General features: G+C 72.4%; 24 protein-coding genes and 1 tRNA gene. 18 read left to right on the top strand and 7 right to left on the bottom strand.

Annotated features, from left to right (window positions below):
- The 4 genes from KUG39_RS01415 to KUG39_RS01400 form a co-directional block, all read left to right on the top strand.
- The coding region (locus KUG39_RS01415; RefSeq protein WP_216912284.1) for an iron uptake porin at window positions 1-1,220 on the top strand (1,220 nt) is incomplete at its 5' end.
- A gap of 51 nt (window positions 1,221-1,271) precedes the next feature.
- Window positions 1,272-1,961, top strand: coding sequence for a response regulator transcription factor (locus KUG39_RS01410; protein WP_094584159.1), 690 nt, complete (start codon window positions 1,272-1,274; stop codon window positions 1,959-1,961).
- A gap of 22 nt (window positions 1,962-1,983) precedes the next feature.
- The gene (relB, locus tag KUG39_RS01405) at window positions 1,984-2,220 is read left to right on the top strand and encodes a type II toxin-antitoxin system RelB family antitoxin (protein WP_216912273.1); all 237 of its coding nucleotides are present in this window, start codon (window positions 1,984-1,986) and stop codon (window positions 2,218-2,220) included.
- On the top strand, window positions 2,195-2,461 hold the full coding sequence (locus KUG39_RS01400; RefSeq protein WP_094584157.1) for a type II toxin-antitoxin system RelE family toxin: 267 nt from the start codon (window positions 2,195-2,197) through the stop codon (window positions 2,459-2,461). Before relB ends, KUG39_RS01400 begins: the two co-directional genes overlap by 26 nt.
- A gap of 55 nt (window positions 2,462-2,516) precedes the next feature.
- On the opposite strand, the gene KUG39_RS01395 is transcribed toward KUG39_RS01400, so the two are convergent.
- Window positions 2,517-2,588: transfer RNA gene (locus KUG39_RS01395), tRNA-Lys, on the bottom strand.
- An 85-nt stretch (window positions 2,589-2,673) separates the two neighbouring features.
- Here KUG39_RS01395 and KUG39_RS01390 point away from each other — a divergent pair.
- From KUG39_RS01390 to KUG39_RS01360, 7 genes are all read left to right on the top strand, one after another.
- Window positions 2,674-3,189, top strand: a complete 516-nt coding sequence (locus KUG39_RS01390) for a gamma carbonic anhydrase family protein (RefSeq protein WP_216912270.1) — start codon at window positions 2,674-2,676, stop codon at window positions 3,187-3,189.
- Between the two features lie 30 nt (window positions 3,190-3,219).
- On the top strand, window positions 3,220-3,342 hold the full coding sequence (locus KUG39_RS01385; protein ID WP_015108528.1) for a photosystem II protein Y: 123 nt from the start codon (window positions 3,220-3,222) through the stop codon (window positions 3,340-3,342).
- On the top strand, window positions 3,342-4,733 hold the full coding sequence (gene trmFO / locus KUG39_RS01380) for an FADH(2)-oxidizing methylenetetrahydrofolate--tRNA-(uracil(54)-C(5))-methyltransferase TrmFO (RefSeq protein WP_216912268.1): 1,392 nt from the start codon (window positions 3,342-3,344) through the stop codon (window positions 4,731-4,733). The genes KUG39_RS01385 and trmFO overlap by 1 nt, the downstream gene beginning before the upstream one ends.
- Before the next feature lie 65 nt (window positions 4,734-4,798).
- Window positions 4,799-6,364: a carotenoid isomerase gene (gene crtH / locus KUG39_RS01375; RefSeq protein ID WP_216912259.1), complete on the top strand. Its 1,566-nt coding sequence runs from the start codon at window positions 4,799-4,801 to the stop codon at window positions 6,362-6,364.
- Between the two features lie 8 nt (window positions 6,365-6,372).
- On the top strand, window positions 6,373-7,308 hold the full coding sequence (locus tag KUG39_RS01370; RefSeq protein ID WP_216912257.1) for a carbon-nitrogen hydrolase family protein: 936 nt from the start codon (window positions 6,373-6,375) through the stop codon (window positions 7,306-7,308).
- A 70-nt stretch (window positions 7,309-7,378) separates the two neighbouring features.
- On the top strand, window positions 7,379-7,660 hold the full coding sequence (locus tag KUG39_RS01365; protein WP_216912249.1) for a hypothetical protein: 282 nt from the start codon (window positions 7,379-7,381) through the stop codon (window positions 7,658-7,660).
- Window positions 7,657-8,205 (top strand): hypothetical protein, encoded by a 549-nt coding sequence (locus KUG39_RS01360; protein ID WP_216912247.1) that lies wholly within the window; start codon window positions 7,657-7,659, stop codon window positions 8,203-8,205. The genes KUG39_RS01365 and KUG39_RS01360 overlap by 4 nt, the downstream gene beginning before the upstream one ends.
- A gap of 30 nt (window positions 8,206-8,235) precedes the next feature.
- Here KUG39_RS01360 and KUG39_RS01355 read toward each other — a convergent pair whose 3' ends face one another.
- The gene (locus KUG39_RS01355; protein WP_216912245.1) at window positions 8,236-9,027 is read right to left on the bottom strand and encodes a response regulator transcription factor; all 792 of its coding nucleotides are present in this window, start codon (window positions 9,025-9,027) and stop codon (window positions 8,236-8,238) included.
- Window positions 9,028-9,230: 203 nt separating this feature from the next.
- Between KUG39_RS01355 and KUG39_RS01350 the strand changes: the two genes are divergently transcribed.
- Entirely contained in the window at window positions 9,231-9,497 is a 267-nt protein-coding gene (locus KUG39_RS01350; RefSeq protein ID WP_216912243.1) for a DUF6761 family protein, read from the top strand.
- Window positions 9,498-9,544: 47 nt separating this feature from the next.
- On the opposite strand, the gene grxD is transcribed toward KUG39_RS01350, so the two are convergent.
- The 4 genes from grxD to KUG39_RS01330 are packed head-to-tail and all read right to left on the bottom strand — an operon-like array spanning window position 9,545 to window position 11,506.
- Window positions 9,545-9,868 carry a Grx4 family monothiol glutaredoxin gene (gene grxD / locus KUG39_RS01345; RefSeq protein WP_094584148.1) on the bottom strand — a complete coding sequence of 108 codons (324 nt, stop codon included), beginning with the start codon at window positions 9,866-9,868 and terminating at the stop codon, window positions 9,545-9,547.
- A 23-nt stretch (window positions 9,869-9,891) separates the two neighbouring features.
- Entirely contained in the window at window positions 9,892-10,125 is a 234-nt protein-coding gene (locus KUG39_RS01340; protein ID WP_190545371.1) for a BolA family protein, read from the bottom strand.
- 47 nt (window positions 10,126-10,172) lie between these two features.
- Window positions 10,173-10,748, bottom strand: a complete 576-nt coding sequence (locus tag KUG39_RS01335; protein ID WP_190609742.1) for a hypothetical protein — start codon at window positions 10,746-10,748, stop codon at window positions 10,173-10,175.
- Window positions 10,749-10,777: 29 nt separating this feature from the next.
- Window positions 10,778-11,506, bottom strand: coding sequence for a lysophospholipid acyltransferase family protein (locus KUG39_RS01330; protein ID WP_286192839.1), 729 nt, complete (start codon window positions 11,504-11,506; stop codon window positions 10,778-10,780).
- A 142-nt stretch (window positions 11,507-11,648) separates the two neighbouring features.
- Between KUG39_RS01330 and KUG39_RS01325 the strand changes: the two genes are divergently transcribed.
- Together KUG39_RS01325 and KUG39_RS01320 are read left to right on the top strand one after the other, a co-directional pair.
- Window positions 11,649-12,398 carry a pyridoxine 5'-phosphate synthase gene (locus tag KUG39_RS01325; protein ID WP_216912241.1) on the top strand — a complete coding sequence of 250 codons (750 nt, stop codon included), beginning with the start codon at window positions 11,649-11,651 and terminating at the stop codon, window positions 12,396-12,398.
- Window positions 12,399-12,411: 13 nt separating this feature from the next.
- Window positions 12,412-12,732, top strand: coding sequence for an MgPME-cyclase complex family protein (locus KUG39_RS01320; protein ID WP_190609743.1), 321 nt, complete (start codon window positions 12,412-12,414; stop codon window positions 12,730-12,732).
- A 39-nt stretch (window positions 12,733-12,771) separates the two neighbouring features.
- Here the strand turns inward: KUG39_RS01320 and KUG39_RS01315 are convergent, their stop codons facing one another.
- Complete coding sequence (locus tag KUG39_RS01315; protein WP_190609744.1) at window positions 12,772-13,125, bottom strand: hypothetical protein; 354 nt, start codon at window positions 13,123-13,125, stop codon at window positions 12,772-12,774.
- A gap of 226 nt (window positions 13,126-13,351) precedes the next feature.
- Here KUG39_RS01315 and KUG39_RS01310 point away from each other — a divergent pair, with 226 nt between their 5' ends.
- From KUG39_RS01310 to KUG39_RS01295, 4 genes are read left to right on the top strand one after another with little or no spacing between them, the layout of a single operon-like run.
- The gene (locus tag KUG39_RS01310) at window positions 13,352-13,933 is read left to right on the top strand and encodes a metallophosphoesterase (RefSeq protein ID WP_502988627.1); all 582 of its coding nucleotides are present in this window, start codon (window positions 13,352-13,354) and stop codon (window positions 13,931-13,933) included.
- Window positions 13,934-13,943: 10 nt separating this feature from the next.
- Window positions 13,944-17,219, top strand: coding sequence for an exodeoxyribonuclease V subunit gamma (locus tag KUG39_RS01305; protein ID WP_216912237.1), 3,276 nt, complete (start codon window positions 13,944-13,946; stop codon window positions 17,217-17,219).
- A complete protein-coding gene (locus KUG39_RS01300; RefSeq protein WP_216912235.1) occupies window positions 17,216-21,022 on the top strand; it encodes a UvrD-helicase domain-containing protein in 3,807 nt (1,268 codons plus the stop codon). Before KUG39_RS01305 ends, KUG39_RS01300 begins: the two co-directional genes overlap by 4 nt.
- Window positions 21,019-22,680, top strand: coding sequence for an ATP-dependent DNA helicase (locus KUG39_RS01295; RefSeq protein ID WP_216912233.1), 1,662 nt, complete (start codon window positions 21,019-21,021; stop codon window positions 22,678-22,680). Before KUG39_RS01300 ends, KUG39_RS01295 begins: the two co-directional genes overlap by 4 nt.
- Window positions 22,681-22,950: the final 270 nt, after the last annotated feature.

Here is a 22,950-nt window from a genome sequence, read left to right as displayed (position 1 = left end):
TCGCCGTGCTGCGCGGCCGTGTGGATGGCCTGGAGGCCAAGGTGGGTGAGCTCGAGGCCACCCAGTTCTCCACCACCACCAAGCTGAGCGGCCAGGCCACCTTCGTGATCGGTGCCAATGCGTTTTCGGGCAGCGACACCGCCAACGTCGATGCCGCCCGGGCCGCCGTGGGGGCCACCACCTTCAGCTACGACATCCAGCTGAGCTTCGACACCAGCTTCAGCGGCAAGGACCTGCTGCGCACGATCCTGCGGGCCGGCAACTTCGCCGATTCCGCCTTCGGCGGCGCCGGTCCCACCGGTGGGCTCTCCACCCTGGAGACGGCGTTCCAGGAGGACTGCGGCATCGGCGTCGACTGCGGCGACGTGGTGGCGATCGACAAGATCTTCTACCAGTTCCCGATCGGCAGCCAGTTCACCGCCACCTTCGGCGGCCGGGTGGGCCAGGAGGACATGCTCGCCCTCTGGCCGAGTGCCTACCCCTCCGACACGATCCTCAACCTGTTCACCCTCAACGGCGCCCCGGCGGCCTACAACAAGAACCTCGGCCCGGGGGCCGGCCTCTGGTGGCAGCAGGGCGGCTTCAGCATCAGCGCCAACTACGTGGCCGCCAACGGTGATGTGGGGGATCCCAACATCGGCGGCATCGGCACCGTGGCCTCGGCCGGCACCGGCACGGTGCAGATCGGCTACGCGAAGGAGCAGTGGGGCCTGGCGGCGATCTACTCCCGCATCCAGTCGGGCGTCGGGGTGCCGGGCACCACCCCCTTCACCGGCCTCGCCTTCGAGGCCAACCCCAACAGCCGCACCGATGCCTTCGGCGTCAGCGGCTACTGGCAGCCGGCCAACTCCGGCTGGATTCCCTCCATCAGCCTGGGCTGGGGCATCAACGGCACCAGCTACGACACCGCCCAGGCTCCCGGCGCCCTGCGCACCAGCCAGTCGTGGATGGTGGGCCTGCAGTGGGACGACGCCTTCGTCAAGGGCAACGCCCTCGGCATGGCGGTGGGCCAGCCCATCTTCGCCTCGGCCCTGGCCGACGGCCAGACACCCCAGGACGGCAATTTCGCCTGGGAGTGGTGGTACAAGTGGCAGGTCACCGACAACATCAGCGTGACGCCGGCCCTCTTCTATCTGAGCCGGCCCCTGGGGCAGGACACCACCCCCGGCACCACGTTCCGGCAGCTGGGCGGACTGGTGAAGACCAGCTTCCGCTTCTGATCCCGGCCCTCGGGAACGGATGATGAGAGAGACCTGGATGGCCTGGCCACCATGGATCTCACGCCGTTCCTGGGCAGCCTGGAGGGCAACACCTTCGATGCGGTGCTGCTTTCAGTGGCTTCCGGAGGAAAGGTGGCGATCGCCATGAAGGGCCGCTTCCTGCTGCGGGCGCTCTGCGAGAGCATCAGCGACCGCAGCCTGATCGGCTGCGCCATCACCCACGAGCAGGGCTGCCTCGACTATCTGCAGCGGCAGCCCTACGACCTGCTGCTCTGCACCGATCACCTGGAGAGCGGCAACGGCTTCGATCTCACCCGGCGGGCCAAAGAGCTCTATCCCGACCTCAAGGTGGTGATGCTGGCCCTCGGTGATGTGATTCCGGCGGAGTACGAGCACGCCCCCTGGCTGGAGGCCGTGGTGGCCGAGGCCGACATCGTCGATGACCAGCGGCCCCTGCAGGCCGCCGTGATCGCCGTGATGGGACACCACTCCTACCGCAGCCCCTCCCTGCGCTCCGGCAAGCTCCCCTACCTCAGCTGTCCGCGGCTGACGCCGCGGGAGTACGAGGTGCTCGACCTGCTGGCCAGCGGCCTCAGCGACCGGGAGATCGCCCAGAAGCTGGTGGTGAGCGACGCCACGGCCCGCACCTACACCAAACGTCTGCTCCAGACCCTGGGGGTCAACAACCGCCTGCAGGCCGTGCTCAAGGGGGTTCGCTGCGGGATGGTGCAGCTAGGCTGAATACACACATTCACATGACTCCATGGCCACCTCCGTTCGTCTGGACCCTGCGACGGAGGCGCGGCTGGATCGGCTGGCCTCCGAAACGGGGCGGACCAAGGCCTTCTATCTGCGGGAGCTGATCGAGCAGGGCCTGGACGACCTGGAGGATGCCTACCTCGGAGCCGCAGCCGTGGAACGGATGCGCCTGGGACAGGAAAGGACCTACAGCCTCAACGAGGTGGTGAAAGAACTTGGCCTGGACACTTCGGATCTCTGAAACGGCCAGGCGCCAGCTCAAGAAGCTGGATCGCTCGACCGCGCAGAACCTTTTGCGGTCCATGAACCGGCTCCTGCAGGAGACCGAGGATCCGCGTCAGAGAGGCAAGGCCCTGACGGCAAACTTGTCCGTCCTATGGCGCTACCGGGTCGGCGACCACCGGGTGATCTGCCTGATCGAAGATGCGCAGCTTGTCGTGCTGGTGGTCGGAGTCAGCCACCGGAGCGAGGCCTACCGATAACCCAGCCCACTGCTGCAAAGCGGCGTTTGGCTGGGGTCTCCTGCGGTGGTTGGGATGGGTCGCCTGAGATTCGAACTCAGGACCAGTCGGTTAAAAGCCGAATGCTCTACCGCTGAGCTAGCGACCCGTCGCTGGGGAAGCTATCACCCGGCGGTGACCCTCTCCAAGCCCACCGGCCGCCGCACCCTGACCCCCGTTTGAGGCCACACCCCATGACCAGCCCTGACCACTGGCCCAGCCGCTGGGACGCCCCCCGCATCGACGCCGCCGCCTGGGTGGCCCCGTCGGCTGTGGTGATCGGCGATGTGGAGCTGGCGGCAGGCGCCAGCCTCTGGCCCACCGTCGTGGCCCGGGGGGATGTCTGCGCCATCCGGGTGGGGGAAGGCAGCAACGTGCAGGACGGCGCCGTGCTGCACGGGGATCCGGGCCAGCCGGTGACCATTGGCGCCGACGTGACCATCGGCCACCGGGCCGTGGTCCATGGCGCCACGCTGGAGGACGGCTGCCTGATCGGCATCGGCGCCATCGTGCTCAACGGCGTCACGGTGGGGGCCGGGGCCCTCGTGGCGGCCGGCGCGGTGGTCACCCGGGATGTGCCCGCCGGCGCCCTGGTGATGGGGGCTCCGGCGGTGGTGAAACGCCAGCTGGATCCCGCCGCGATCGAGGCCCAGCGCCAGCATGCGCATCGTTATCGCCAGCTGGCGGAGGTTCACGCTGGACTCCGTTAGGATCCCGCCAACGTTTTCCCCTCCCCCGCCATGGACCTCCGGCTGCTGCTCGTCGCTGCTCCGATCCTCCTGGCCGTGGGTTGGGCCGCCTTCAACATCGGCCGCGCCGCCGTGGGTCAGCTGCAACTGATGCTCAAGCGCGCCCGCGCCTGATGGTCGTCGTCATCGGTGCCGGCCTGGCCGGCACCGAAGCCGCCTGGCAGATCGCCGAGGCCGGGATTCCGGTGCGGCTGGTGGAGATGCGGCCCGTGCGGCCCTCCCCGGCCCACCACAGCGGCGATTTTGCCGAACTGGTCTGCAGCAACAGCTTCGGCTCCCTCTCCCCCGACCGGGCCGCCGGCCTGCTCCAGGAGGAACTCAGGCGACTGGGATCGCTGGTGATCCGCACCGCCGATGTCCATGCGGTGCCCGCCGGCGGCGCCCTGGCCGTCGATCGGGGCCGCTACAGCGCCGCCCTCACGGCCGCCGTTGAGGCCCATCCCCTGGTGACGGTGGAGCGCTGCGAGCAGCTGGCGCTGCCCGACCCGGAGGAGATCGCCGTGCTGGCCACCGGGCCCCTCACCGGCGCCGCCCTGGCCGAGGACCTGCTGCGCTTCACCGGCCGGGAGTCCTGCCACTTCTTCGATGCCGCCAGCCCGATCGTGGAAGGCGAAGGCATCGATCTGTCGGTGGCCTTCCGGGCCAGCCGCTACGACAAGGGCGACGCCGACTACATCAACTGCCCCATGGACCGGGAGCAGTACCTCGCCTTCCGCACCGCCCTGCTGGAGGCCGAGAAGGCGGAGCTGAAGGATTTCGAGCAGGAGAGCGCCACCTTCTTCGAGGGCTGCCTGCCGATCGAGGAGCTGGCCCGCCGCGGCGAAGACACCATGCGCTATGGCCCGCTCAAGCCGATCGGTCTCTGGGATCCGCGCTGGGGCGACCTCCACGACCGCGACGTGCGCCGCGCCAAACGGGCCCATGCGGTGGTGCAGCTGCGCCAGGAGGACAGGGACGGCCAGCTCTGGAACCTCGTCGGCTTCCAGACCAACCTCAAATGGGGCGAACAGCAGCGGGTGCTGCGCATGATCCCAGGCCTGGAGAACGCCTCCTTCGTGCGCTTCGGGGTGATGCACCGCAACACCTTCCTGGAGTCCCCCGAGCTGCTGCAGCCCACCCTGCAGTTCCGCCAGCGGCCCACCCTGCTGGCCGCCGGCCAGATCACCGGCACCGAGGGCTACGCCGCCGCGGTGGCGGGCGGCTGGCTGGCCGGCACCAATGCCGTCCGCCTGGTGCGGGGCCTGCCGCCCCTGAGCCTGCCGGCCACCACCATGGCCGGTGCCCTGCTGGGCTTCATCTCGGATGAGGAGCGCAGCCACGGTGCCCGCAAGGGGGGCTTCCAGCCCATGCCCCCCAGCTTCGGCCTGATGCCGGAGCTGCCGGAGCGCATCCGTGACAAACGCCGCCGCTATGGCGCCTACCGCGATCGGGCCCTGGCGGACCTGGCCGCCTGGGACGCACAACGCCAGGCTGCAACTTCGGCGGTGGCGATGGCTGCGGGCTAAGCCGGTCCGCCCCCCGGAGCCAGGCCGCTTCCTAGGGTCGGGCCGCTCCCGTTCGCCTGGTTCCGGTGACCGTCACCGTCCCTTCCCCCGCCGCCACCCCCCTCACCGCGGCCGATGGCCGCCCCTGGGACGTCGTCGTGATCGGCTCGGGGATCGGCGGGCTGGTCACCGCCAGCCAGCTGGCGGCCAAGGGGGCCTCGGTGCTGGTACTGGAGCGCTACCTGATCCCCGGCGGCAGCGGCGGCAGCTTCCGGCGCGAGGGCTACACCTTCGACGTCGGCGCCTCGATGATCTTCGGCTTCGGCACCCAGGGCCACACCAACCTGCTCACCCGCGCCCTGGCCGATGTGGGCGAGCACTGCGAGACGATCCCCGACCCGGCCCAGCTGGCCTACCACCTGCCCGGCGGCCTGTCGGTGGCGGTCGACCGCGACTACGAGCGCTTTCTGGCCGATCTCACCGCCCTGTTCCCCCATGAGGCCAAGGGGATCCGCGCCTTCTACGACACCTGCTGGCAGGTGTTCCGTTGCCTCGATGCGATGCCGCTGCTGTCGCTGGAGGACCCCGCCTACCTGGCCAAGGTGTTCTTCCGCGCGCCCCTGGCCTGCCTGGGGCTGGCCCGCTGGCTGCCGGTGAACGTGGGGGCCGTGGCCCGGGCGCACATCAGTGATCCGGCCCTGCTCAAGTTCATCGACATGGAGTGCTTCTGCTGGTCGGTGATGCCCGCCGATCGCACCCCGATGATCAACGCCGGCATGGTGTTCTCCGATCGCCACGCCGGCGGCATCAACTACCCCAGAGGCGGCGTCGGGGTGATCGCCGAGAAACTGGTGACGGGCCTGCGCCGCCATGGCGGCGCCATCCACTACCGCTCGCGGGTCGTGAAGGTGCTGCTGGAGAACGGCCACGCCGTGGGGGTGAAGCTCGCCGGCGGCGAGGAGATCCGCGCCCGCCGGGTGGTGAGCAACGCCACCCGCTGGGACACCTTCGGCTCCCTGGTGGATGAGGCCCACACCCCGGCGGCCGAGCAGACCTGGCGGCGGCGCTACCGGCCCTCCTCCTCCTTCCTCTCCCTGCACCTGGGGGTGCGGGCCGAAGCGATCCCCCCGGGCAGCCATGTCCACCACCTGCTGCTGGAGCGCTGGGAGGACATGGAGGCCGAGCAGGGGGTGATCTTCGTCTCGATCCCCACCCTGCTGGATCCCTCCCTGGCCCCGGCCGGCCGCCACATCGTGCACACCTTCACCCCCTCGGAGATGGGCGCCTGGCAGGGGCTGGCCCCGGGGGCCTATCGGGCCGCCAAGGAGGCCGCCGCCACCCGCCTGATCCGCCGCCTGGAAGCGATCCTGCCGGGGCTGGAGGGGGCGATCACCCACCGGGAAATCGGCACGCCCCGCAGCCACCGCCGCTTCCTGGGCCGCCACGGCGGCAGCTATGGGCCGGTTCCGGCCCTGCGGCTGCCCGGCCTGCTGCCGATGCCCTTCAACCGCACCGCCATCCCCGACCTTTACTGCGTGGGGGATTCCTGCTTCCCCGGCCAGGGCCTCAATGCGGTGGCCTTCAGCGGCTTCGCCTGCGCCCACCGCATCGGTGCCGACCTGGGCCTCAACCCCTGGAACCTGCCGGCGTGAAGCACCCCATGGTTCCCGATCACCGCCTGCACTGCGTCGTGCGGCCGCAGCCGCCGGCCGCCGGCGAGGGCCTGCGGCTGGGGATCTGGCAGGGGAGCGGCAGCGCCGGCACCCCCGACGCCGTCGAAGAGAACCTGGAGCGCCTCGAGCAGGTCTGCGGGCTGGCGGCGGGCCACGGGGTGCAGCTGCTGGCCTTCCCCGAGCTCTATCTGAGCGGCTACATCGTCACCCCGTCGATCGTGCGGCAGCTGGCCGAGCCGGTGGATGGCCCCAGCCTGCGGCGGGTGGCCGCAGCGGCGCGCCGCCATGGCCTGGCGGTGGCCTGTCCCTACGCCGAACGGGCCAGCGTGGCCGGTGAGGAGCGCTTCTACGACGCCATCGCCCTGTTTGACCGGGACGGCGCGCTGCTGCGCAACTACCGCAAGACCCACCTCTGGGGACCGGACGAGAAGCGCTGCTGGAGTGCCGGCTACCGCCATCCCGAGGAGGGGGCGGCGTTCACGGTCCAGCCGGTGAACGGGGTGGGGGTGGGCCTGCTCAACTGCTACGAGGCCGAGTTCCCCGAGCTCACCCGGCGCCTGGCGCTGGAGGGGGCCCGGCTGGTGCTGATCCCCACGGCCGCCGATGTCTGGGCCGAGCTGAGCACCGGTGAGCGCACCGACCGGCCCTACCCGGACGTGTCCCGCACCCTGATCCCGGCCCATGCCTTCCAGAACGGCTGCTTCGTGGCCTACGCCAACCGCTGCGGCGAGGAGACGGTGAACGGACGGGTGATGGCGGCCTATCTGGGCAACAGTGTCATCTGCGGCCCCCATGGCGATGTGCTGGCGGCGGCCCGGCCCGAGGCCACCCTGCTGATCGCCGACTGCCGGCCCGGCGAGTACGGGCCCACCCACCCCGCCGCCACCCGCTACCACGAGGACCTGCGGCCCGAGCTCTACTGACAGCGGCCGGCCGGCCGGCCACGCCGGAGCAGGGGCGCCGGTAAACTGTGTAAACATTTGTTGCGTGTCCATGGCGGCTCCGACTCCCAGCTCTTCCGACCTGGCGCGCTACCTGGAGGCCCGTGGCGAGATGGCCAAGCCCTGGGTCTGGCACCTGCTGCGGCTCAGCAAGCTCAAGGAGGCCAAGGACACCATGGAGCCCAACGAGTACGTCGAACGACTCGGGGAGGCCCACGCCGACCTGATGCGGCTGGGCGAGTTCTGGAAGGGGCGGGAGGCGGAGGTGTTCGGAGGCCGCTACCAGCCCGCCCAGGTCATCGAGCCCCTGCCCGGATCCCCCGAGGACCGATGAGCCCCACCCCGACGGCCCAGCGCTATCCGATGGCGCCGCTGATCCGGTTCACCCTGCTGGCCCTCTACCTGGCCCTGGTCCTGCCCCTGCCGGTGCTGGCGCCAGGGTCCCTGCGTCTGCCCCTGCTGCTGGCCGCCATCGCCGGCCTGCTGCTGGTGGTCGCCATCACCAGTGAGCGGGTGGAGCTCGACGAGAGGGAACTGCGGGTGGGCCATCCCCCCTGGTGCTCCTGGCTGCTGCGCCGCGGCTGGCAGCTGCCCTGGGATCGCATCACCGCCCTCAGCCCGGTCACCACCAGCCAGGGGGGCAGGGTCTACTACGTGCGCAGTGCGGGGGAGCAGGGGGATCGCAGCGGCGCCGCCTGGCTGCTGCCCCAGCGGGTGGCCCGCTTCGAGGACTTCCTGGATCGCTTCAGCGCCGCCACCGGCATCGCCACCAAGGGCATCGGCCGGATCAGCCCGCCCTGGACCTACCGGCTGCTGGCCCTGCTCTGCGGCCTCCTGCTGGCGGGGGAAGCTGCGGCCCTGATCCTGCGGCCCGCCTGAGCAGGTCCTACCTACCTGTCGGGCCAGGGCCTAGTTGAGGCGGGAGGAGCTGCCGGGGGAGGTGACCAGCAGACCCGAGCCGGCGGCGCCGGCAGCTTCCTCGCTGAGCTCGGGCAGGGTGTCGAGGCTGAATCGGTATCCCTGCTGCCGCATCGTTTCGATGGCGCCGCCCTCGCCGAGGCCGGCCTGTTCGAGCTTGCGGCGCAGGGTGAGCACCTGGGTGTCGACCGAGCGGGGGCCGCCGCTGAAGGGGGGCCAGGCCATGCGCAGCAGTTCCTGGCGGCTGCGCACCACCCCCGGGGGCATCAGCAGGGCGCAGAGCAGGGCGAATTCCCGGGGGCTGAGCTCCACCGGCTGGTCGCGCAGGGTGACCTGGCGCAGCAGCAGGTGGACTTCGAGGGGGCCCACACAGACCCGTTCCTGGAGGCCGCTGCCGCTGCGGCGCAGCAGGGTGCGGCAGCGGGCCGCCAGCTCTTCAAGCCCGAAGGGCTTGCGCAGCACGTCATCGGCGCCGGCATCGAGCAGGGCCACCACGGGCTCCGAGCCGGAGCGGGCGGTGAGCACCATCACCTGGCAGTGCAGCTGGGCGGCAAGGCGCAGGGCCGAGGTCTCCTCGAGCAGCTCGGCGCTCACCAGCAGATCGGGGGATTGCTCCTGGCAGATCTCCAGGGCTTCGCGGGCGGTGGCGACGGCCGCGGCCAAGTGCCCATCCTGACGCAGACGCTGGGCGAGGACGGTGCGGAGGGTCGCGTGGGGGTCCACAACGAGAACTCTCCTAGGCGTTCCTCCTGGATCAGTCAGCTTGTCCTGGGGCACGGGCATCTCCTCGGCATCACGATGAAATCAGAAGCGGAAGTGCCGACAGCCGATTGAGTGTGTCAACGCTAACTGGAAATGTGCGGAGACGCCGGTGACGGGCGATGCCTTGTCAACTGTCCGCTCCCGGATGACGGTCCCGGCACGGCAGGATGGTGCCATCTGCCGGCTTTCGCCGCCACAATGACGCCCGGGGCCCGACCCCAGCCATGACAGCACTCCAACACCCCGACGCGATCCGCCACTTCCAGTCCCTGTGTGATGCCTGCCAGGCCCTGTCCGATCGCCACCACGGACCCTCCGAGCTGCGGCTGTATGCGGACGGCTACCTGCATGCCCTGCGCCGTACGGCCGTGCTGGACCACCATTCCCAGCGCCGGCTGGAGGAGCTGATCGACCGCTGGATCCAGGACCCGTCCAGCTTCCTGGGGCCCGACGGCCAGCCCCGCGTGCTGATGGAGCGCAGCCGCTACTGAGCGGCTGCGGACAACCGGGCCGCCGTCAGACCGGCGGGAGCGGGACCTCAGGAGGCCAGGGCCACTTCCAGCTTCTCGCGCAGCTCGCCGCTGTTGTACATCTCGATCAGGATGTCCGAGCCGCCCAGGAACTCCCCTTTCACATACACCTGGGGGATCGTGGGCCAGTCGGAGAATTCCTTGATTCCCTGGCGGATCTCCATGTCGGAGAGGACGTCGAACGTCTCGAAAGGCACACCGAGCGACTGCAGGATCTGGACGACGTTGTTAGAGAATCCACACTGAGGCATCAATTTGTTGCCCTTCATGAAGACCACCACCGGGCTGGCGCTGATCAGGGCGTCGATGCGTTGACGGGTGCTGGCATCCATGGTCGGAATCGCGGAAGGGAACGTCAGGAGGGAAGGGAGGTCTGCAGCGCCAGGGCATGGATCGCCTCGCTGGCCAGCTCGCTGCGCAGGGCGCCGTAGACGAGCTGGTGCTGGCGCACCCGGTTGAGGCCGGCGAAGGCACCGGATACCACCCTCACCTGCAGGTGATCGCCACCCCCGGTGAGATCCTCCACCTCGACGGCGGCATCGGGGAGCGCGCGCAGGATCGCGTCCTTGACCTGCTCCGGTTGCACCATGGCGGCGGGGATCGGGGAGATGACGGAAGGCTGGAATCTAAGGACGATCACCCACCGGCGGTCGATCCCGGCGCGGTGTAGGGGGTGATCACGAAACCCAGCTCGACCAGTTGCTGGTAGGCCTTGCGGCCGCCCTCGTTGGTGGGGGTCATGATCTTCACCACCTCCACCAGCAGGGGGATCGCCACCTCCGGCTCGTTCTGGCGGCGGAACAGGGCCGCCAGCCGCAGGTTGGACTCGGCCAGCAGCGTCAGCGCCTCCCGCCCCTTGTCGTCCATCTCGCGGGGGATGCGGGCGTCGAGACCGCGGAAGGAGCCGCTCAGGTCGCGGTAGAAGCCGAGCAGGCGACGGCTGGCGTCACGCGCCAGGTCGTAGAGGCGCCGGCCCTCGGCCAGGTTGCCGCTGGCCACCGCCGCATCACCCCTGGCCAGGAGGGTCTTCACGGAGGAAAGGTTGAGATCGGTGCCGGCGGGCTGGACCGTCTGGGGGGTGGCCTGGGCCCGGGCCGGCGGCTGCAGGAGCGGCTGGGCGAGGGCCAGCAGGGCCAGGCAGCTGCCGCAGACCCCGGCCAGGCCCGATGGCCGGGCGGATCGAAGGGAAGAAACGGCGGAAGGCCTGATCACGTCGACGCCTGACGGGTAACGGCCGAACTTTACGGGGAGTCGATCGGGCGACCCACCACGGCGCGGGCCGCTTGCTCGGCCGACTCCATGGCGGCGGCAAGCTCGGCACTGAAGTCCAGGGCCGCCTGGCGACCCTGACCCTCCGCCCGCAGCGGGCGGCCGAAACAGAGGGCGGCCCGGTCGCCGGGCCTGGGATCGGCGTGGCCGTAGGCGATGCCCACCGGCACCACCGGCACCTCCACCCCCTGGCTGGCGGCCAGCAGGGCCAGGCGGGCCAGCCCCTGGTGCAGGCGGATCGGGCCGTCCTCGCGCCGGATGCGGCCCTCGGGAAACACCACCAACTGCTGTCCGCAGGCCAGCAGCTCGACGGAAAAACGCAGGCTGGCGAGGGTGGGGCGCCCCTGGTTGACGGGAAAACAGCCGAGACGGTGCAAGAACCACCCCTGCAGACCCTTCATCTCATCGGCCGTGACCATGAAGCGGCAGTCCCGGCCCGTGACCCGGCGGCCGGCCCCCCAGGGGAGCATCAGCGCGTCCCAGCGGGCCCGGTGGGTGGGGGCCAGCAGCACGGCTCCGTCGCGGGGCAGGTTCTCGCGATCGAGCACCGTCAGCTCGCTGAAATAGCCCTGGAGAGCCAGATCGATGGTGACCACCATCGCCACCGGGGACAGCCAGGGGCTGATGCCGTTGCAGAGGGAACGCTCCCGCCGGCTGATCACCGGGGAAAGGCCTGGTCCGGAGGGCGTCTGCGCCGCCAACACTCTCGATCCGGCAGAACGTCGATGTCGACGCTAGGGGCTGGATCCCCCCCTTGAAGGCCGGCGGCGGGCAGTTGGGCCTGCGGCCGCTCCCCGGCGACCGATACGGTGCGACCAGGATCGCTTCAGCCACCTGCCGCCCATGGCCAGCCTCGGGGTCAACATCGACCACATCGCCAACGTGCGACAGGCCCGCCGCACCGTCGAGCCCGATCCGGTGCGCTGCGCCCTGCTGGCCGAGCTGGGCGGCGCCGACGGCATCACCGTGCACCTGCGGGAGGATCGGCGCCACATCCAGGACCGGGACGTGGAGCTGCTGCGGGCCACCGTCCGCACCCGGCTGAACCTGGAGATGGCCGCCACCGCCGAGATGGAGGCGATCGCCCTGCGGGTCCGGCCCGACATGGTGACCCTGGTGCCGGAACGCCGGGAGGAGGTGACCACCGAAGGAGGCCTGGACGTGGCCGGACAGGTGGAGAGCCTCGCGCCCCTGACGGGGCGCCTGATGGAGGCGGGCATCGGCGTCAGCCTGTTCGTCGATCCCGACGACGCCCAGCTGGAGGCCTGCCGCCACTGCGGCGCCCGCTGGGTGGAACTGCACACCGGCGCCTATGCCGAGGCCGCCTGGGGGGAGCAGCCGTTCCAGCTGGCCAGGATCACCGAAGCCACCGCCATCGCCCGGGGGCTCGACCTGCGGGTCAATGCCGGCCATGGCCTCACGTATCACAACGTCGAACCGATCGCCGCGATCGAGGGGATGGAGGAACTGAACATCGGCCACACGATCGTGGCCCGCGCCCTGGTGGTCGGTCTCCAGGAGGCGGTGCGCCAGATGCGGGCGCTGGTGCAGAATCCCCGCCGCGACCCGCTGTTCGGCGACCGCCAGCCCTGAGGCCCCTCCCGCCATGACCCGCTACCACTTCGTCGCCGCCAGCCGTGCCTTCCTGCTTGAGGAGGAACCCCTGGAAGAGGTGCTGCGCGAGCGCCGGCGCAACTACGCCGAGAAGGACAAGGCCATCGACTTCTGGCTCCTGGAGCGCCCCGCCTTCCTGGAGGCTCCCGAGCTGGCCGCCGGCCTGGCCGCCGTGCCGAGGCCGGCGGCGGCGGTGGTATCCACCGACGAGAAGTTCATCACCTTCATGAAGCTGCGGCTGGAGTTCGTGGCCGTGGGCAGCTTCGAGGCCCCCAGCGCCACGATTCCCGACCCGCTGGCCACCCTGAGCTGACCCTGGGGCGGCGGCGGGGGCGGGCGCCGGAGCGGCAGTTCAGAACAGGCCCAGGAAACGGCGCCGGGGCGCGTCGGGACCATCCTCCTGGTCCGATGCCGCCGGACGGGGTTTGCCCTGGCCGCCGTCCTGCTGGTAGCGCGGCTTGCTGTCGCCGATGGTGAGGGGGGCTTCCTTGTTCTTCCACCAGATCCAGTCCCGGATCGGCGGCGTGTTCTGCAGTTCCCAGCGGGTCAGACCCAGCCCCAGCCGCGAAGAGGCATCGAGAAGCACGTCCAGCATCTGCTCGCCGTCACTGCAGCGGGCCAGGGCCTCGTTGGTGCGCTTCGCCCCGTCGAGGGCCTTCACCAGGGCGTTGACGCGCTGGGTGACCGGCAGATTCTTCAGGTCCATCGCCCGTTGCCTCCAGGGTGCACCGAGGGCGCACCGTATCAGCGCTGGAGGCCCGCCGGCGCCGGCGGGGGTGACAGAAGCCCACTCCAGAGGCAACACTTGGGGGGAAGCATCCTTCTTGATGACGTTCCCGGACCGGCGTCCACCCCATCACCGCCCACCCCACCACTGGGTCATCGGCGATGTGCATGGATGTGCGGAAGCTCTGCAACGCCTTCTGGTCCAGTTGCCGGCCGGCGATCGACTCGTGTTCTGCGGCGATGTCATCAACCGCGGCTCCCGCATCGAGGAGTCCATGGAACTGGTCTGGGACCTGGTGCGTCGCCAGCGGGCGGTGTGGCTGAAAGGAAACCATGAGCGGGACCTGGTGCGTCAGCTCGACACGGGCCTGGCGCCCGGCCGTCCCGACCTGAATGGCAACGACACCTACCGCCAGCTCGGAGCGGCCCGCTGCCGCCTGTGGCGCGACCGCCTCGACCAGCTGCCCCTCGCTTACTGGGGTCAGGGCTGGGTGGCCACCCATGCCGGCTTCGATCCCCGCACCTGGCAGCCCGACCTCAACGTCAGGCTGGCCTTCTGGCAGGCCTACGACGACCGCTTCGGCGAGGTGATCGTCGGCCACACGCCAGGTCCAGGCCTGCGGCGCGTGGGCTCGATCGTCCTGCTCGACACCGGTGCCTGCTACGGCGGCGACCTCACCGCCTACTGCCCCGAAACGCGGCAGACCCGCCAGGTCAGCAACGGGGCAGCGGCGGGCAGCCCGATGGCGGCCCCATCCCCCGGCTCGGCGATGAGCCGCGCCCTCTGAGCCCGCCCCTTTGCTGACGGTCTTTCGCAGCAACCGGGCCGAGGTCCTGGCCCGCCTGCTGGCTGCCCAGCTTCGCCTGTACCCTCCCGATCCGTTCGAGCAGGTCCAGGTGGTGGTCAACACCTGGCCCACCAGCCGCTGGCTCGGCGAGCAGCTGGCCGAACACCTCGGCGGCATCGCCGCCAACCTGCGCTTTCCCTTCCCGGGCAGCCACCTGCGCCAGCTGGTCGACCAGTTGCTGTCCCCCGCCGGCGAGGCTCCCACGGCCGGGACCGTCGATCCCTGGCGTGCCGACCGGCTCGTCTGGCCCCTGCTGGGCCTGCTGCCGGCGGTCGCTGCCGCACCGGAAGGGGAGCCGCTGCGCCGCTGGCTCGCCGACAGGGGGTCGGCAGCCCGGCTGGAACTGGGCCACTGGCAGCTGGGGCGGGCGATCGCCGATGCCTTCGACGACTACGCCCTCTACCGGCCCGAGCTGCTGCGGGCCTGGGAGGGCGGGCAGGCGATCGATGGCCACGGCCGGGCGTTGCCCGACAGCCAGCTCTGGCAGCCCCTCCTTTACCGCGCCCTGCTGGCGGAGCTGGGCGCCCAACCGTTCGGCCGCCGGGTGCAGGAGCTGATCGCCCGGCTGCGCCGCGGCGGCCCCTGCCCCGACGCGGGCGGCGCCCCCCTGCGACTCTTCGGCCTGAGCAGCATGGCGCCGATCCAGGTGCAGCTCCTGCAGGCCCTCAGCCGGCACCGGAATGTGGACCTCTACCTGCTGACGCCCTGCCGCGATCTCTGGCAGCGCTGCGGCGAGCGCCGCCGGGAGCTGAGCGACGCCCTGGCCCTGCGCCAGCCGCTCGACGCCGCCTGGCTGCTGGAGGCCCCGGGGCTGGAGGCCCGCTTCGGCCGCCTGGGGGGGGAGTTCCAGCAGCTGCTGGAGGGCACCGGCGAAGCCCAGCTGGGGGAGGAGCAGGAGCGCGACCTCTTCTTCGCGGCCGCCGCCGGCACCACCCGCCCCCCCCTGCTGGCCCAGCTGCAGGAGCAGCTGGCCGATCCGGACAGGATCCCTTCGCTGGCCATGGATCCGGAGGACCACTCCCTGGAGTTCCACGCCTGTCCCGGCCGGCTGCGCCAGGTGCAGATCGTGCGCGACCGACTGCTGCAGCTCCTGGCGGCCGACCCCGGCCTTGAACCGCGGGACATCCTGGTGATGACGCCCGACATCGACGGATTCGCCCCCCTGGTGGCTTCGGTGTTCGGCGATGGCCACGCCACGGACGTGGAACTCCCCTGGCGCCTCACCGACCGCAGCCAACAGGACGGGGCGGGGATGGGCAGCACCCTGCTGCTGCTCCTGGAGCTGGCCGGCACCCGGCTGACCGCCACCGGCCTGGAGACCCTGCTGGGCTGCCGGCCCCTGCTGGAGCGGTTCGGCCTCGAGCTGGCCGAGGCGACCCGCCTGGTGGAGGCGCTGCAGGAGGCGGGCTTCCGCTGGGGCCTGGACGGCCAGGAGAAGGACCCGCCCTGCCACAGCCTGGGCTGGACGATCGACCGGCTGCTGCTCGGCCTGGTGCTGCCCGCCGATGCGGGCCTGGCGCCCGGGGAGACCGCCCCCTGGGAGGGGGGGGTGCCCCTGGAGCTGGCCGGCCGCTGGCTGCACCTGCTGGGGCGGCTGCGCCACTGGCTGGCGGAGCTGCGCCGGGGCGGCACCGTGGGTGTCTGGGCAGAGCGGCTGCGACGGCTGATCGATGACCTCTTCGGGGACACCGACGACGATGCCGGCGAGCGGCCCGAGCTGATGGGGGCCATCGACGCCTGGCAGACGGCCGCCGGTCCCTGCGCCCTGTCCCTGGAGGCGCCGGTGGCGGCGGCCGCGCTGCGGGAGCTGCTCGGGGCCGAGAGCGGCCGTTTCGGCCACCGCAGCGGCGCCCTCACCATCAGCGCCCTTGAACCGATGCGGGCCATTCCCTACCGGGTGATCGTGCTGATGGGGCTGGATGCGGGCCTGTTTCCCCGGCCCGGCGACCGGCCCGCCTTCCACCTGATGGAGGGCCAGCGCCAGCTCGGCGATCCCCACCCCGCCGACCAGGACCGCTACGTGCTGATGGAGGCCCTGCTCTCCGCCCGGGACCATCTGCTGCTGAGCTGGAGCTGCCGCGACGACCGCACCGGCGCCGCCCTGCCCCCCTCCGGACCGGTGGGCCAATGGCTGCAGTGGCTGGCCGGCCCGCTGGATGCGGAGGCCATGGGGCAGCTGCTGGTGGAGCACGCCGCCAACCCCCTCGACCGGCGCAACTTCCTGCCCGCCCGCGGGCGGGAGCCCCCCAGCTGCGACCGGCGGCTGCTGGAGGCGGTGCGCCGCCTGGCCGGCGATCGGCCGACACCGCCACCGGCGCTGCTGGCCGGAGCGACCCCTCGGGAGGCTCCCCCCGCAGGCGAGAGCGAGGCCTACGCCGACCTGCGGGACTGGCTGGTGGCACCCCAGACGCACTGGCTGCGGTCCCTGGGCCTGCGGCCCGGGGAGTGGGAGAAGCGGGTGGACGACCTCGAGGCCCTGGCCCTGGGGGAGAGGGAGCGCTCGTCCCTGCTGCGGGCGACCCTCAGCGAGGCGGACACCGGCGGGGAGGCCCCCCTTGAGGCGGCCGACTGGCTCGACCGGCACCGGGGCCAGGGCCTGTTGCCGCCAGGGGCAGCGGGCGCCATGGAGGCGGAGCTGCTGCAGCGCCGCTGGACGGGCCTGGTGAACGCCCTGGAGGCCCTCGGCCCGCCCCGGCGCGCCAGCCACCACTGGGGCCCCTGGCAGGCCGCGGTCCCCTGGCGGGGCGAGGCCGTCGTGCTGGCGCACACGGCCCAGGCCCGGGTCAGCCACCGGCTGGAACTCTGGCTGCAGCTCCTGCTGGCCAGCGCCGCCGGTCCCGCCCCGCGCCGAGGGGTGCTGATCGCCCGGGACGGCGATGGCTACGTGCCGGTGATGGAGCTCACGGCACCGGACCCGGAGGCGGCACGGGATGAACTGGAGCGGCTGGCCGGCCTGCAGCGCCAGTGGCGCAGCAGGGGATGGCCGGTGCCGCCGGAGACGGGCTGGAGCCACGTGACAGGCGAGCGCAGGAAACCCGGCCAGGGACGGGCCCGGGCCGCCGGCACCTGGGAAGGCTCCGGCTTCCACGCCGGCGAGCGGGATCGGGCCGAGATGGAAGCCTGCTTCGGCCCTGGCCTTGCGGCGGACGATCTGCTGACGCCGGACGTCCTGGCCCTGGCGAGCGACCTCTTCTCCCCCCTGCTGGCGGCGGAGGTGGAGCGATGACCGTCGCCGCCGACGGCACCTCCGGGCCCGAGCGCTTCGAGGCCAACAACGTCAGCCTCGATGACGGCGTCGTGCTGCTGGAGGCCAGCGCCGGCACCGGCAAGACCTTCGCCCTGGCCCATCTGGTGCTGCGGCTCCTGGCCGAGAAGCGGATCGGCCTGCGGGAACTGCTGGTGGTGACCTACACCAACGCGGCGGCGGCGGAACTGCGCGATCGCATCGGCCGCCGGCTCCAGCAGGCCCTCACCGGCCTCCAGCCCCCCGACGGCTGGGCGGCGCCCGATCCGGTGCTGGCCGAATGGCTGGAGCGCCAGCCCGGGGAGAGTGGCGCCCGCGCCACCGTGCAGGGCCTGCTGCTGCTGGCCCTCGAGGAGCTCGACGCCGCGGACATCACCACCATCCACGGCTTCTGCCAGCGCACCCTGCGGCGCCACGCCATGGAGGCCGCCCGCCCCCCTGAGCTGACGCTGGAGACCGACGCCGCCGACCTGGTGCGCCAGGTCGCCCACGACTACTGGCAGCAGCAGGTGCTGGCCCTTCCCCTGCACCTGGTGGAGGGGCTGGCGGAGCGCATCGGCCTGGGGGATCTGGAGAGGCTGCTGCTGCTGCTCGATGGCGACCCCGGCCTGGCCCTCGATCCCCTGCCGGCGGGCCTGGGCCTGGAGCGGCCGCTGGCGGAGCAGCTGGGGGCGCTGTGGGAGGAGCCCTGGGCACGGTTCCGGCAGTCCTGGTCGGACGGGGGCCGGGACCTGGAGCAGGCCTTCCGCGCCGCCGCTGCTGAATGGCGGGCCGCCGGGGCCAGCGCCACCACGCCCTATGCCGTCAGGCCCCGAAGCGATCGCAGCGAGCTGGTCGACGTCTGGCTTGACGAGCAGCCCGAGGGGGGCAGCTACGCCGCCCTGATGGCCCAGAAGGAACTGGGGTCCTATTTCCATCCCGAGCCCTTCTGCCGGGCGGCCCGCAAGGCGGAAGGGGCGGAGCGGGAGATCCGGCTGCCCGGCCATGGGCTCCTGGAGGCGGTGGCCGCCCTGCGGGAAGGCCCGGCGGAGGCGGTGCTGCTGCATGGCTGCCACTGGGGGCGGGCGGAGCTGGCCCGGCGCCGGGCCCGCAGCGGCAGCATCGGCTTCGCCCAGCTGCTGGAGGGCCTCGACCCCGGCCCGGACGCCACCGCCCCCACCCCCCTGCTGCGGGCGGTGGGACAGCGCTACAGGGCCGCCCTGATCGATGAGTTCCAGGACACGGACCCGGTCCAGTGGCGGATCCTGCGGCTGGCCTTCCCCGGCGACGCCCACCTGCTGGTGATGGTGGGGGATCCGAAGCAGGCCATCTACCGCTTCCGCGGCGGTGACCTGGACACCTACCGGCTGGCCCGCCGCAGCGCGGCGCGGGTGCTGGCGCTGCAGGAGAACCGCCGCTCGACTCCGGCGCTGATCGGGAGCCTCAACGGCCTGATGGCACCGGCGGGCCTGCCCCGCTCCGGTCTGCCGGTGCCGGCGGTGCTGGCCCGTTCGCGGCGAAGCGGACCCGACGGCATGGCGCCGGTGCGCCTGCTCTGGCTGGGGGGCGATCGGGGGGCGGGCGATTCCCTGCCGAGCCGGGGTGGCCTGGAGGACCGCCTGCCCGCCCTGGTGGCCGACGCCGTCCTGGAGCTGCTGGAGCAGGCCCCCGCCCTGGCGGTGGGCGACGGGCGGCCACCCGGCCCCCTGCGGGCCAGCGACATCGCCCTGCTGGTGCACAACCACCGCCAGGCGGAGGAACTGCGCAGCGCCCTGGAGCGGCGCCAGATCGCCAGCCGACTGGTGAGCAAGGCCGACGTGTTCGCCAGCCCGGCCGCCACCGCCCTGCAGCGGCTGCTCGATGCCCTGGCCGATCCCGCCGATCCCGGCCGTCTGCGGCTGCTGGCCGCCTCCCCCCTGCTCGGCTGGTCGGCGCGGCGGATCGCCGAAGCCGCTCCGGCCGAGTGGAGCGAACTGGCCGGCCGGCTCCAGGCCCTGGCCCGGGACCTGCCCCATCAGGGACCGCTCGGGGTGCTGTCGCGGCTGGTGGACGGCGAGGGGCTGGCCCGGCTGAGCGTCAGCGGCCGGCTGCTGGCCGACCTGCAGCAGGTGGCCGAACTGCTCCAGGAGCGACTGCACGTCGAACGGCTCTCCCTGGCGGCCGCCGCCGACTGGCTGCGGCGCCTGCGTCTCGACCAGACCCGGGCCAGCGGCACCATCCCGGAGTCGCACCAGGCCCACAGCGACAAGGCCGACGAGGCGGTGACGGTGATCACGGTGCACCGCAGCAAGGGACTGGAGTTCCCCGTGGTGATCTGTCCCTACCTGTGGCAGGCGGCCGGCACTCCCCCCGCCGGCGGCCACCGGGTGGGCCTCCGCTGGCATCCGCCCGGCGGCGCCGGCGCCCACCTCGACCTCCACCTCCGTCCTGCCTGGGGACGGGGATGGCCGGCGCTGCGCCAGCACCGGGATGCGGAACGGGCCGAGCGGGAGCGGCTGGCCTACGTGGCCGTCACCCGGGCCCAGCACCTGCTGCTGCTCGCCTGGGGGCCGGCGAAGGGCCAGCAGGCCAACCCCCTGTACCCCTGGCTCTTCCCAGGCGACCCCCTGCCCGACCCCGAGGACGATGCCCCCATCAGCGGGCGCAGCGACGGGGACTGGCTCCTGCGGCTGGAGGAGGAGATCGGGCGTCGGGCCCTGGGGCTCGAGCTGCACCAGGTCGCCGCGGAGCCGGGCGCCCCGCGGACGCTGGCGCCGGCACCGGCGGCGGTCGATGCCCTGCGCTGCGGGCCCGTGCCCCGGCGCACGCTGGACACGAGCTGGAGCCGCAGCAGCTACACCGGCTGGACCCGCTCCGCCCACGGCGCCGGCGTCTCGGAGGCGACCCTCGACCAGGGCCGCGACACCAGCGATCCCAGCCCCGAAGGCGAGGCTCCGGAAGGAGCCGACGCGGCCCTGTGGCCAGAGCAGGGTCCCCTGGCCGGCTTCGCCCGCGGCCCGGGGGCCGGGGACTGTCTGCACCGGATGCTGGAGCAGCTGGACTACCGGGTTCCCACCGACTCGCCCGCCAGCCGGGAGCTGGTGGAGCGGGAGCTGCGCCGGGCCGGGCTGGAGGCGGAAGACCTGGAGCCGCTGCTGCGGGGCCTGGAGCAGGTGCGCCTCACCCCCTTCGGCGGCGGGCTGGGGTCCCTGCGGGTGGCCGATCTCGGGCTGGAGCGCCGGCTCAACGAACTCAGCTTCGACCTGACCCTCGGCTTCGCCAGGGCGGCGCAGCTGGCGGCGGCCTTCAGGGATCATCCCGGCGGCGCCTTCGGTGCCGCCTACGCCGCCACCGTGGGCAGCCTGCCGGTGGCCAGCCGCGGCTTCCTCACCGGCTCGATCGACCTGATCTTCACCGCCATGGATGCCGATGGCCAGGAGCGCTGGTGGGTGGCCGACTGGAAGAGCAACTGGCTGGGCCGGCGGGACGGCGAGGGCAGACCCCTGGCCTGCGGCCCCCGGCACTACGGCCGGGAGGCGATGGCCGCCCTGATGGCCCAGAGCCACTACCCCCTCCAGGCCCACCTCTACCTGGTGGCCCTGCACCGCTACCTGGCCTGGCGCCTGCCCGGCTACGACCCCGAGCGCCATCTGGGGGGGTACGCCTACGTCTTCCTGCGCGGGGCACCCGGAGCAGCGGGGGCACAGGCCCCAGGCGGAGCGGTGCCGGGCATGTTCGTGGAGCGCCCGCCCCTGGGCAGGCTCCTGGCCCTCAACGGGGCCCTGGGCGGCCAGGCCGCGACCGGCGCCGGCGAGGGGGCGCCATGAGAGACCCCCTCTTCCCCACGCCCCAGCCCTGGGTGGCAGCCCTGGCCCTCGGCCTGGCCGAAGCCCTGCCCCGTCTGCACGGCACCCCTGCCGATCCCCTGGTCGGCGAGCTGATCGCCGCCCTCACCGCGGCCCTGGCCCGGGGCGAGCTGGAGCTGGACCTGCGGGGTCCGAGACCGGCGGAGGTGAGCGAAGGACCCTGGCCGGAGGGGCACCGCCAGGCCCTGGCGGCCAGTCCGCTCTGCAGCGATCCGGACGGGCCCCTGGCCCTGGATGGGGATCGGCTGCAGTGGGGCCGCTGGCAGCGGCAGCGGCGGGCGGTGATCGAGGCCCTGATCGCTCGCGCCGGGGCCGTCGAGCCGGGCCGCGTGCGCGAGGTTCCAGGGGCTGCGGCTCCCGGCGCTGCGGAGCCCGGCGCCCCCCGGCGCCTCGATGACCGGCAGCGACAGGCGGTGGCGGCGGTGCTTCGCCACGGACTGGTGCTGCTGGAGGGGGGACCCGGCACCGGCAAGACCAGCACGGTGGCGGCGATGATCGCGGCCCAGCGGGCAAGCCAGCCCGACGCCCGCGTCCATCTGGCGGCGCCCACCGGCAAGGCGGCGGGCCGGCTGCGGACCGCCACCGGCGGCACCCTTCCCTGCACGACCCTGCACCGGCTGCTGGAGAGCCGCGGCGACCGTTTCGGCCGCCACCGCGGCCGGCCCCTCGACCTCGATCTGCTGGTGGTGGATGAGGTCTCGATGGTGGATCTGGGTCTGATGGGGGCCCTGCTGGAGGCCCTGCCCAGCACCTGTCGGCTGGTGCTGGTGGGCGACCCGGCCCAGCTGCCGCCGATCGCCCCCGGGGCCGTGCTGGAGGACCTGCAGCGGCCTGAACACCGCCACCGGCTGGGGGACGCCGCCATCACCCTGACCACCACCTACCGCAACGCCGGGGCCATCGCCGCCGTGGCCGCCGCCCTGCGCCAGGGGCTGGGGGCCGCCGCCGGCCCGCAGGATCCGGATCCGATCGCCGCCATCCGCCCGCTGCTGCAGGCCCTGGAAAGCACCGACAACCTCCAGTGGCGCCCCTGCTCCCCCCGGACCCTGCCGGCGGAGCTGCTGGAGCGGCTGCGCCGCCACCAGGCCGAGCTGGCCCGGGTGGCGGGGCGCTGCCGGCCGGGCTCCGAGCAGGGATGCCGGGCGCTGCTGGCCGAGCGGGACCGCCTGCTGGTGATGGCCCCCCAGCGCCAGGGCCGCTGGGGTCTGGAGGCGATCCATCGGACCCTGCTGGGGGGCCGGCGGGACGGCGATCTTCAGGATCTCCCCCCGGGCACCCCCGTCCTCTGCCGCCGCAACCTGCCGGAACTGGACCTGGCCAACGGCGATGTGGGCGTGCTCGTGGGCGGCCCCGGGCCCTCGGCACGCCTGCTGTTCGGGGACGGGGAGGGGGAGCCGCTCTGGATCCACCCCGGCCAGCTGGGCGGCGCCGCCGAGCCGGCCCTGGCCCTGACGGTCCACAAGGCCCAGGGCAGCGAAGCCGAGGAGGTGATCGTGCTGCTGCCCAGCGGCGGCGACCGCGACGGGCGGCTGCTCTACACCGCCCTGACCCGGGCGCGTCAGGGGGCCCTGCTGCTCAGCGCCGGGGAGGACGGGCCCGCGGCCGGGGAGGAGCCGTAAGGCTTCTTCATTCATCGCCACAGCCGGCAATGTGTCTACGAAAAGTGAACCGCACGGAGGCAGCTCCGACCCCTGTTCCATACTTCGTCCATCGGCGCGGTTCCCCCGGGCCGAACTCACCGGAGCCCCTGCTCCAATAGTCTCCACCGCTGGGATCTCTCCCTTTTCGGGAGCCCCTTGATTCCTCGAGTCCCCCCTTGAGGAATGCCCTCCTGCATCGTCACGAAGGTGCGAACCGGCCCCACCGGATCAAACCTTTCAGGTGCCCCG

Source organism: Synechococcus sp. CCAP 1479/10, assembly GCF_019038515.1.
In the GTDB taxonomy this organism is placed as follows: domain Bacteria; phylum Cyanobacteriota; class Cyanobacteriia; order PCC-6307; family Cyanobiaceae; genus Cyanobium.
This window is presented reverse-complemented; position numbering and strand designations above follow the sequence as displayed.

Excerpts from the sequence above, each read along its gene's own strand:
- KUG39_RS01410 (WP_094584159.1), top strand. The coding sequence starts at position 1,272 with ATGGATCTCACGCCGTTCCTGGGCAGCCTGGAGGGCAACACCTTCGAT.
- relB (WP_216912273.1), top strand. The coding sequence starts at position 1,984 with ATGGCCACCTCCGTTCGTCTGGACCCTGCGACGGAGGCGCGGCTGGAT.
- KUG39_RS01390 (WP_216912270.1), top strand. The coding sequence starts at position 2,674 with ATGACCAGCCCTGACCACTGGCCCAGCCGCTGGGACGCCCCCCGCATC.
- KUG39_RS01385 (WP_015108528.1), top strand. The coding sequence starts at position 3,220 with ATGGACCTCCGGCTGCTGCTCGTCGCTGCTCCGATCCTCCTGGCCGTG.
- trmFO (WP_216912268.1), top strand. The coding sequence starts at position 3,342 with ATGGTCGTCGTCATCGGTGCCGGCCTGGCCGGCACCGAAGCCGCCTGG.
- KUG39_RS01370 (WP_216912257.1), top strand. The coding sequence starts at position 6,373 with ATGGTTCCCGATCACCGCCTGCACTGCGTCGTGCGGCCGCAGCCGCCG.
- KUG39_RS01365 (WP_216912249.1), top strand. The coding sequence starts at position 7,379 with ATGGCGGCTCCGACTCCCAGCTCTTCCGACCTGGCGCGCTACCTGGAG.
- KUG39_RS01360 (WP_216912247.1), top strand. The coding sequence starts at position 7,657 with ATGAGCCCCACCCCGACGGCCCAGCGCTATCCGATGGCGCCGCTGATC.
- KUG39_RS01355 (WP_216912245.1), bottom strand. The coding sequence starts at position 9,027 with ATGCCCGTGCCCCAGGACAAGCTGACTGATCCAGGAGGAACGCCTAGG.
- KUG39_RS01350 (WP_216912243.1), top strand. The coding sequence starts at position 9,231 with ATGACAGCACTCCAACACCCCGACGCGATCCGCCACTTCCAGTCCCTG.
- grxD (WP_094584148.1), bottom strand. The coding sequence starts at position 9,868 with ATGGATGCCAGCACCCGTCAACGCATCGACGCCCTGATCAGCGCCAGC.
- KUG39_RS01340 (WP_190545371.1), bottom strand. The coding sequence starts at position 10,125 with ATGGTGCAACCGGAGCAGGTCAAGGACGCGATCCTGCGCGCGCTCCCC.
- KUG39_RS01325 (WP_216912241.1), top strand. The coding sequence starts at position 11,649 with ATGGCCAGCCTCGGGGTCAACATCGACCACATCGCCAACGTGCGACAG.
- KUG39_RS01320 (WP_190609743.1), top strand. The coding sequence starts at position 12,412 with ATGACCCGCTACCACTTCGTCGCCGCCAGCCGTGCCTTCCTGCTTGAG.
- KUG39_RS01315 (WP_190609744.1), bottom strand. The coding sequence starts at position 13,125 with ATGGACCTGAAGAATCTGCCGGTCACCCAGCGCGTCAACGCCCTGGTG.
- KUG39_RS01300 (WP_216912235.1), top strand. The coding sequence starts at position 17,216 with ATGACCGTCGCCGCCGACGGCACCTCCGGGCCCGAGCGCTTCGAGGCC.
- KUG39_RS01295 (WP_216912233.1), top strand. The coding sequence starts at position 21,019 with ATGAGAGACCCCCTCTTCCCCACGCCCCAGCCCTGGGTGGCAGCCCTG.